The sequence below is a fragment of the Caloramator proteoclasticus DSM 10124 genome (genome assembly GCF_900129265.1).
Taxonomy (GTDB): Bacteria; Bacillota; Clostridia; order Clostridiales; family Caloramatoraceae; genus Thermobrachium; species Thermobrachium proteoclasticum.
In genome coordinates this window covers 1-1,963 of the sequence record NZ_FQVG01000105.1, presented here as the reverse complement: position 1 = coordinate 1,963, position 1,963 = coordinate 1, and the positions used below count along the sequence as shown (strand labels likewise).

Annotated in this window: 1 protein-coding gene; it reads right to left on the bottom strand. The window is 33.8% G+C overall.

Annotated elements, in window-relative coordinates; all coding sequences use genetic code 11:
* Window positions 1–375: 375 nt before the first annotated feature.
* Complete coding sequence (gene rlmD, locus BUB63_RS13025; protein ID WP_073250443.1) at window positions 376–1,749, bottom strand: 23S rRNA (uracil(1939)-C(5))-methyltransferase RlmD; 1,374 nt, start codon at window positions 1,747–1,749, stop codon at window positions 376–378.
* Window positions 1,750–1,963 lie beyond the last annotated feature (214 nt).

Here is a 1,963-nt window from a genome sequence, read left to right as displayed (position 1 = left end):
GGTATCCCTCCCATTAAGAAGGATACCAAATACTTGTACAATTTTGTACATTTTTATTTTCCACTTTTCGTACATTTTGATTTTATCATTTACAAAAATCAAGGAAGTCTAAGAAATTTAAATGGTTAGCGGCTTAGAGAATTAAATTTTTATGATGTAAAAGCAAAGGGAGCATCGCCAACTACTTCAAAAAAGTAGTTTTGCGACGCCCCCATCTAATCTGGTAACTCAACTATTAATTTTCTGGACGGTTGATATGTTCCCTCAAGCAACCAAAATAAGGGTTTCCTGACATTGCCACATCCGGCAGATCGGCCTCGGGAAAAACTAAATGTCTGGAAACCCTTTATTTACAAGCTTTTCTGTTCTTTATTTCTAAACCCTTGACATCAATGTGACGCACTCAACATGTGCAGTTTGTGGAAACATATCAACTGGTTGAACTTCCTTTGTTTTATATCCAAAATCATTTAGGATTGCTAAATCCCTTGCAAGCGTTGCAGGATCACAGGAAACATAAACAATCCTCTTAGGATTACTCTTTGCTATAGCCTCAAGAAGAGTCTTTTCGCATCCCTTTCTTGGTGGATCAACCACAATAACATCTGCTTTAATTCCCTCTTCTATTAGTTTGGGAATTACATTTTCTGACTCACCAACAATAAATTCAACATTTCCCACATTATTTTGTTTGGCATTTTCCCACGCATTTTCTATTGCCTGTGGAACAATTTCAACACCATATACCTTTTTAGCCTTCTTGGCTAAAAATAATGAAATTGTACCTGTACCGCAGTAGGCATCAAAAACTACTTCTTCACCAGTTAAATTTGCATACTGAAGTGCCTTGTTATATAAAACCTCTGTTTGAACAGGATTTACTTGAAAGAAGGAAAGAGGAGAAATATTAAACCTAAACTCTCCTATATAATCAGTTATATAATCCTGCCCATAAAGTGTTATGCACTCTTCGCCTAATATAACGTTTGTATCCTTTGGATTTATATTTAAAACAATGCTCTTTATGTTTTCTATGTTTTTTCTTATCATTTCAACAAACTCATCTAAATATGGAACTTGTTTTTTTCTTGAAACAAGAACCACCATCACATCACCCGTTTTAAAGCCTTGTCTTACCATTATGTGCCTTATTAGTCCATCTTTTGTTTGCTCATTGTATGGTTCTACCTTATATTCTTTTATCCAATCTTTAGTGATTCTAATAACCTTATCTGCTACTTCATCCTGTATATAGCAAGTTTCAATATCTATTATGTCGTGGGTTCTTGGAGCAAAGAAGCCACTAACAACCTCTCCATCATTTTTGCCAATAGGTAGCTGTACCTTGTTTCTATATCTATATGGATTTTTCATACCCAATGTATTATGTATAGTAACTCCCTCTAATTTTCCTATTCTTTCTATGCAGTCCTTCACTCTGTTTTTCTTAAAGTTTAGCTGCCCTTCATAGGTTAGATGCTGTATCTGGCATCCTCCACATCTTTTATATACAGGACATATTGGAGTAGTTCTGTATTCTGATGGTTTAATAACCTCTAAAAGTTTACCAAACCCAAAGTTTTTTTGTGTCTTCACAGCCTTTACCTTTACTTCTTCTCCCTCTATTGCACCTTCAATAAAAAGTGTATAATCTTCAACTCTTCCTACTCCTTCTCCCTGAAATCCCATTCCTGTGATATTAACTATATAATCCTTGTTCTTTTCAACAGGTATATTCTTCAACTTCATCACCTATCCTTTATATTTTTGATACCAATACAACATTATACTATAAAAAAAACACACCTTAAAGGTGTGAAATGGTGTAGAATTAAGCCCCCGCTAATTTTCTATTTTAATTATTTACAATTAATCCTGAATTATTCATGGAATTTATTTAAAAGAGTTCTATAGCCCATATTAACTTAATTTTTTACTAAACTGCATTTCACTTAAAAAGTGA

What these genes read in the sequence shown, in the direction of transcription:
- rlmD (WP_073250443.1), bottom strand. Translation starts at nt 1,749, where the DNA reads ATGAAGTTGAAGAATATACCTGTTGAAAAGAACAAGGATTATATAGTT.